The organism is Longimicrobium sp. (assembly GCF_036280135.1).
Classification (GTDB): Bacteria; Gemmatimonadota; Gemmatimonadetes; order Longimicrobiales; family Longimicrobiaceae; genus Longimicrobium.
In genome coordinates, this window is record NZ_DASURI010000260.1 from 1 (window position 1) to 6248 (window position 6248).

General features: G+C 70.7%; 7 protein-coding genes. 4 read left to right on the plus strand and 3 right to left on the minus strand.

Going from position 1 to position 6248, the window contains the following annotated elements; translation table 11 throughout:
- Window positions 1–830, minus strand: an 830-nt coding sequence (locus VFZ20_RS08015) for a Crp/Fnr family transcriptional regulator (RefSeq protein WP_329683331.1), incomplete at its 3' end; no start/stop codon positions are given.
- 95 nt (window positions 831–925) lie between these two features.
- Here VFZ20_RS08015 and VFZ20_RS08020 point away from each other — a divergent pair.
- Entirely contained in the window at window positions 926–1573 is a 648-nt protein-coding gene (locus tag VFZ20_RS08020; RefSeq protein WP_329683332.1) for a chemotaxis protein CheB, read from the plus strand.
- A gap of 133 nt (window positions 1574–1706) precedes the next feature.
- Window positions 1707–2033 (plus strand): hypothetical protein, encoded by a 327-nt coding sequence (locus tag VFZ20_RS08025; protein ID WP_329683333.1) that lies wholly within the window; start codon window positions 1707–1709, stop codon window positions 2031–2033.
- A 78-nt stretch (window positions 2034–2111) separates the two neighbouring features.
- On the opposite strand, the gene VFZ20_RS08030 is transcribed toward VFZ20_RS08025, so the two are convergent.
- Window positions 2112–2615: a hypothetical protein gene (locus VFZ20_RS08030; RefSeq protein WP_329683334.1), complete on the minus strand. Its 504-nt coding sequence runs from the start codon at window positions 2613–2615 to the stop codon at window positions 2112–2114.
- A gap of 308 nt (window positions 2616–2923) precedes the next feature.
- On the opposite strand from VFZ20_RS08030, the gene VFZ20_RS08035 reads away from it, so the two are divergent.
- Entirely contained in the window at window positions 2924–4183 is a 1260-nt protein-coding gene (locus VFZ20_RS08035) for a hypothetical protein (RefSeq protein WP_329683335.1), read from the plus strand.
- An 806-nt stretch (window positions 4184–4989) separates the two neighbouring features.
- Here VFZ20_RS08035 and VFZ20_RS08040 read toward each other — a convergent pair.
- Window positions 4990–5340: a hypothetical protein gene (locus tag VFZ20_RS08040; protein WP_329683336.1), complete on the minus strand. Its 351-nt coding sequence runs from the start codon at window positions 5338–5340 to the stop codon at window positions 4990–4992.
- A 352-nt stretch (window positions 5341–5692) separates the two neighbouring features.
- Here VFZ20_RS08040 and VFZ20_RS08045 point away from each other — a divergent pair, with 352 nt between their 5' ends.
- Window positions 5693–6007 carry a hypothetical protein gene (locus VFZ20_RS08045; RefSeq protein ID WP_329683337.1) on the plus strand — a complete coding sequence of 105 codons (315 nt, stop codon included), beginning with the start codon at window positions 5693–5695 and terminating at the stop codon, window positions 6005–6007.
- Window positions 6008–6248: the final 241 nt, after the last annotated feature.

Genomic DNA, 6248 nt, shown 5'->3' on the forward strand with positions numbered 1-6248 from the left:
TCGTCCGCCCCTCCGTCCAGCGGGGCCCCGTCGCCCGCCGTGCTCATTCCCGCCTCGGACACGCGGACGTCGTCCAGGAGCGACGGCGGCACGGCGTCCTCCAGCATCCGCGCGAACTCGGCGCGGATGACGTCGTAGCAGGGGCACGCCGCCGCCTCCAGCCCCGCCCGGTCCATGATGGTCACCCGCCCGCGGACGTAGCGGATGAGCCCCCGCGCCTGCAGCGCCGTGGCCGTCTCGTTCACCGTGGCGCGGCGCACGCCCAGCATCTGCGACAGGAAGAGCTGCGTGAGCTCGAAGGTGTCGCCGCCCACGCGGTCGTGCGTCATCAGCAGCCAGCGGGCGCAGCGCTGCTCCGTGCCGTGCTTGCGGTTGCAGGCGGACGATTGCGCCACGAGCGTGAACAGCGCCTGCGTGTAGCGCCCCAGCAGCCGGGCCAGGGTGCTTCCCCGCCGCGTCTCCTCGCGCAGGGCGCCGGCCGGCATCCGCCACGCCGTCCCCGACACCTGCGCGAACGCCTGCCCGGCCATCTGCATGGCGCCCAGGAAGACGGGCACGCCCACCATCCCCTCGTTGCCCACCGTCCCCGTCTCCACGGCCGACCCGTCCTCCATGATCCCCAGGATGGAGACGACGGCGTCTTCCGGAAAATACACGTACGCGATGGCCTGGTTGGGCTCGAAGAGCACCGTGCGAAAGGGCAGGGGCACCCGCTCCAGGCTCGCCCGCACGCGCTCCCACTCGTCCGGCGGGAGGGCGGCCAGGATGCGGTTGCGGGGCGTGTCCCCGTCCGGGTCAAGGGTGCGCTGCGTCGGTTCTTCGGTAAACATCTGTACCCAGCGGGGTGCGTGAGGTATCTTTCCTGTGTCCGGCTCCGTACACATCCCGTTCCCCGCAGGAAACACGCTCACCGCCCATGATGCCCGTGTCCACTTCTACCGGCCTCCGTCCGCCCCGCTTCGGGCTGGTGACCGTGGCCGCCTCCGCGGGCGGGCTGCAGGCCCTGCGCGCGCTGCTGGGGCGCCTGCCGGAGGAGTTCGGCGCGCCCATGGTGGTGGCGCAGCACCGCGCGCCGGGCGCCCACGGCTACCTGGACCGGGTGCTGGGCGCGGCCACCCGCCTGCGCGTGCACGAAGCGCGCGACGGGGACGTGCCGCGCCCCGGGCACGTGCACGTGGGCCCCGCGGACCAGCACGTGCGCGTGGCGGCCGACGGCGTGCTGCGGATGGACGGCGGGCCGCGGGTGAACTTCGCGCGCCCCTCGGCCGATCCCCTGTTCGCGTCGGTGGCGGCGGCGTACGGCGCCCGCGCGCTGGGCGTGGTGCTCACGGGGCGGGGGCGGGACGGCGCGGCGGGCGCGGCCGAGATCCGGCGCCGCGGCGGGCTGGTGCTGGCGCAGGACCCCGCCACCTGCGAGGCGCCGTCCATGCCCCAGGCCGTGCTCAGCGGCTGCGGCGCCGACTTCGTGCTCCCCCTGGACAAGCTGGCGGATGCGCTCGTGAGCCTGGTGATGGCGCCCGCCGTGTCCACGGCGCTCTTTGGCCTTCCCGTCCTGGCGGACCTCGCGTTCTGACGTCCGCAGCCGGCTCCTGGTGCCGGCCCATGGTTCGTATACGGATGGCGCGGCATCTTTGGGGATGCGGAACGATCGACCATCCGACTTCCCGCCCGCGCAGGCTCCGGCTCCGGGCGAGCTCCAGGCCCGGATGCGGGCGCTGCGGCGCCACTCGCGCGAGCTGCGGATGCACTCCGCGGCCACGCTGGGGCGCGGCCGCGCGGCCATGGACCAGCTGGAGCTGCGCCGCGAGATGCTGCGCGCGCAGTTCGAGGCCCTGCGCGCCCGCCGGTCCCGGGCGCGGGAGCCGCTTGCCGGCGACGACGCCGAGATGCGGGCGTGGATGGTGGGCGAGGTGCTGGGGATGATCACGGCCGGCTGGACGCGCCGCGAGCTGGCGGAGGTGGGCATCGGTCCCGACCTGCTGCGCGAGCTGGGCCTGGACGACCACCCCGCGCTGGGCCCGGACGGGGACTGACGGGGCTGGATGGAACCGCAAACGGCCGGAGGGCGCCCGCGCTCCCTCCGGCCGCCTTGTTTTCGACTGTGCCGCAGTCTACTCGCGTGGCGCGGCGGCACCGCCGGCCCGACGGGGGTACGCCTGTGCAAAGCCCCAGGACCGCACGTCCCGAACACCCATGTACACGCCGGGCCGCGGGTTGAGCACGTAGTTCTCCCGGTGCACGAGCTCTCCGCGAAGCACGGTGAGGTAGACGCGGGCCGTGTCCGCCGCGAGCTGCACCGAGTCGACGAGCACCGTGCGCCGTCCCTGCGGGGGCGTGCGAGGACAGGGCGCCGCCGGGTCGTCGATCATCGCCCGCACGTGGGGCACGAGCCGGGCCGCGTAGCCGGCCGCCCCCTCCATCGCGCGCTGGACCGTGCACCCGTCGAACGGCAGCGCATCCGCCATGTACGTGGCGCGATGATCCATCACGGTGCTGATCGCCCGCGCGACTTCGTCCGCGTTCTGCGCCGCGGCCGGCGACGGGCGCCCCATGAGCAGACTTGCCGTGAGCAGCACGGGCAAACGGCGGAGGCAGTGCCTCATCTGGGTACGCATGAGTCGGGTCCGGGGTTCAGGCGGTCAAACGGCGGATCGCGGTACCAATCCACGCCGGGACTGTCGAACGTCGGCTCGTTCGATTCAATGGCGGAAATGTGAATGCGTGAACCAGGCGTATCCTACGTGCATTTTTAGGTTGCGGCAACTGTAGATCTCAGGCCTCCCCACCTCGCCTATGGCCCCGAGCGAGTCCGAGCGCACCGAGGAACACACACGCTTTGCGCCCTTGCCTGCGCATCTGGAGGCAGCCATGTTGGTACGGACCTGTCCACACGCCGCACTTCTTGGGAGGCGTCAAGCCTGGAATGGTGGGGATCAAGCGAGGCGAGCCAGAGCCCAGGCAGCCGCGAAAGTGGCGCCTGCCGCCCATCCCCCGTGGCCGGCAGCGGGCATTCGAGGGAGCGCACCTGCTGGATGAGCTCGGCGGCGAGCTCGGCACGTTCCTGTTCCAGCGGGTCCGCGATGTCCACGTGTGGGCGGACGCACCCGGGGACGCACGGCGCTCCCTTTTCCAGGTGCGCGGAACTCCGCGACTGCCCGCGGGCGCGGGCGAGGTCGGCGCGGAATTGCAGGTGCTGGCGGAACTCGTCGCTCACCCCGCGGGAAGCGCTCCCGAGCGCGTTGCCAGCGCCTGCGCCGGGATCTATCACTGGGCTCTCGATCACGCGTATTACGCGACGGCCGCCGCCTATGCGTCCGCCGCGGCGCACGCGCAGCCGTTCGACCCCATGTTCGCCATCTACGCCGGCCGGGCCGAACGTGCCCGCGCCGCGTATGACCAGGGAACGCTGTGGTTTCATCGCGCGATCTCCGTTGCGCGCCTGGGCGGAAAGCTTTCCGCATACGTCGTGGCGCTGCTGTCCTGGGCCAACCAGGAGATCACGCGTGGAAACCGCGTCCGGGGACGCGCCCTGCTCTGGCGCGCGTGGAGATATGCCAAGCGGCACAACCTCAAGCACCTCGGGGCCGAGGCGCGGCACGACCTGCTGGCGCTGGCGATCGACGTGGAAGACTGGGACGAGGCCGAACGGCACGCGGAAGCGGCGGCGACCCTGTACGGACCCCGAGCCCGGAACATCTTCGCCCTGGCGCATGACTGGGCGTTGGTCTGGCTGAACAGGGGCTTCGCGGCACCCGCGCTACCCGTCATGGAGGCGGCGCTCCCGTTTCTTACGCTACCCAGCGCACGAATCCTGGCGCTCTCCAGCATCTCGCGTGCGGCGGCCATGCTTGGCCAGGCGGACCGCTTTCGATCAGCCTCGGACACCGTTCTCGGGCTTGCCGCCGTCGCGACGGAAAATGCCCCGATGGCGCTCGTCCACATCTCGCAGGCGCACTTCACGGCGGGTGACGTGGAGCGAGCGCGTGCGCTCAGTGTCCGTGCCCGCGAAATGGCCCGCGGGCGGCAGGATGCCACCGCAGAGCATTTCGCCAACGAGCTGCTGGCGGCCATCCAGGCGCCCGCGCCGGCGGAGCGCGACGTGCCGCTGCCGGAGGACAGTGTCATCTTCCTCCAGGCGGAGATGCTTCTTCAGCGCGTGCGAAAGCTGGCCGCCAGTCTCTGACCGCTAGTTCCCCGAGCCGATCGCGCCTCCGCCTTCCCGCTGTACGATCGTGTCGGCCGCCGTGGTCGTCCACGTCGTGTCCTCGCTCTTTCCACCCGATTCATAGCCCCAGCCCGCAACGTTTCGCGGAGCCGTCCCGGATTGCGGAACGTTCGTAGGCGTTCCGCCGCTGCACGCGGTGGATGCGACGACGGCGGCCACTGCACCCGCAAAGAAACCTTTCCTGAACATGGGAGCGCTCCGGCGCTGAATGGAGGGTCGTATCCCGGGAAGGACCGGGCGAAGCAGACGAAAATTATATCTGCCCGCTACGAATGCGCCATCAACCGGGGGCAGCTTTTTGGAGCCGAACATCTCCGCCACGCGCCGGCTCCATGCGCAACCCCCGCATCTGCTCACCTTTTCAGGCTTGGGCTGTCGTCCTTAATGGGCCAGCCAGGCGCTACATGACTGGGTTTTGATGAAAGATTGCCCCCTGGGAGTCGGTGGCGTACGATCCGGTTGCTAATCGATCTGGCCGACTCCGCAGGGGGGAATCAATGTCCAACAATCACGACCGCGAGCCTTTTCCTTCCGTGCAGCCGGATTCCGCGGAACCCGGTACCACGGAGCCCCGAGAGACACCGCCGCATCCTGCCGCTCGCAAGGAGACGCGCTCGAAGTACACTCGCTCCGGAAACAGCAACATGCTGGGGAGCGGCAACTGACGGCGGCTGTACTTTGGGATACAGCAGAGACAAAAAGAATTCGCCAGCCCCGGGAGCCCGGAGCTGGCGGATTCGCGCGTCTGGAACGAAGCGCGCGCGTCAGGGCGTGGTGGTCGCGCCCGTGCTGCCCGTCGTCCCACCCGTGGCGCCCGTCCCGGTGCCGGTGGCGCCGCCCGTCGTCCCGCCCATGGTGCCCGTGCCGCCGGCGCCCATGCCCGCGCTGTCCATGGTGCCGCCGGTGGTGCCCATGCCCGTGGTGTCACCCATGGTGGTGCCCGTGCTGGTGCCGCCCATGGACGGATCCGTCGTCGTCGTGGTGCCGGTGGACGTCCCCGTGGTGGTGCCGGCCGCGCCCATCGTATCGGCGCTGGCGCCCGTCTCCGCCTCGTCGCCGCCACCGCCGCACGCCGCCATCAGGGCCATTGCCGGAACCAGGATGAGCTTCTTCATCGGTCAGTCTTCCTCCAGGGTGATTTCCTGCTTCGGCGCATCCCCGCGCGCCGCCAGCAGGAGCGCCCCCCGGTGCATTCCCGGTTCCCGCCACGTAGCAGCGGCGCCGCCCGGTCCGGTGCTGCGGCGTTCCGATCGCATCGCCGCCGCGGGGACGGGGCGTTTTGCGTATGCCCCGTGGCAGGCGCGGCGGCGTGCCCGTAGCAGTGTCCAGCCGGGCCAAACGCCGGATGGCAGGCGGGTTCCGAGGTGATCACTGCGCGCTCTTGCGGCAACCTGCCACAAGGATTATCACATCAGGTCCGAGGGCATTTTCTCCGGTCGCCGGATTCTCCGCCAGAAACGAGGCCCGTTGGACGACTTCCCCATGACCCTGGAAGGCGGCACCCTTACCGTGCGCCTGCCGCGGACGCTCACCGTGTTCAACCGGCAGGGGCTGATCGAGGGGCTGGAGGCGTATGGGGGCGCGTTCACGCGCGTGCGCCTGGACGCGGCCGCGCTGGGCGACGTGGACGCGGCGGGGCTGGGGATGCTGGCGCGCGTGGTCCGCTTTACCCGCGACCGGACGGGCACGCGCCCCCTGCTGCGCAGCCCGTCCGACGTGGTGCGCTCGCTGGCGGGCGGGGCGGGGCTGCTGCAGTTCTTCGACCTCGAGACGGGCGCGTAAGGCGGCGCTCTCGTCCGGGCCGGCTTCTACTGCATTCTCACGCAGAGCCGCGGAGGACGCAGAGAACTGCAACTGCTGAACTGCATTCTCACGCAGAGGGAGCAGAGGCAGCAGAGTACTGCAACCGCGAAAGAGCCCCGGGCAGCGACGCCCGGGGCTCTTCACTTTCGCACTTTCGCACTTTCGCACTCACGCACTCACGCACTCACGCACTCACGCACTCACGCACTCACGCACTCAC

Excerpts from the sequence above, each read along its gene's own strand:
- VFZ20_RS08030 (WP_329683334.1), bottom strand. The coding sequence starts at position 2,615 with ATGCGTACCCAGATGAGGCACTGCCTCCGCCGTTTGCCCGTGCTGCTC.
- VFZ20_RS08040 (WP_329683336.1), bottom strand. The coding sequence starts at position 5,340 with ATGAAGAAGCTCATCCTGGTTCCGGCAATGGCCCTGATGGCGGCGTGC.
- VFZ20_RS08025 (WP_329683333.1), top strand. The coding sequence starts at position 1,707 with ATGCGGGCGCTGCGGCGCCACTCGCGCGAGCTGCGGATGCACTCCGCG.
- VFZ20_RS08035 (WP_329683335.1), top strand. The coding sequence starts at position 2,924 with ATGGTGGGGATCAAGCGAGGCGAGCCAGAGCCCAGGCAGCCGCGAAAG.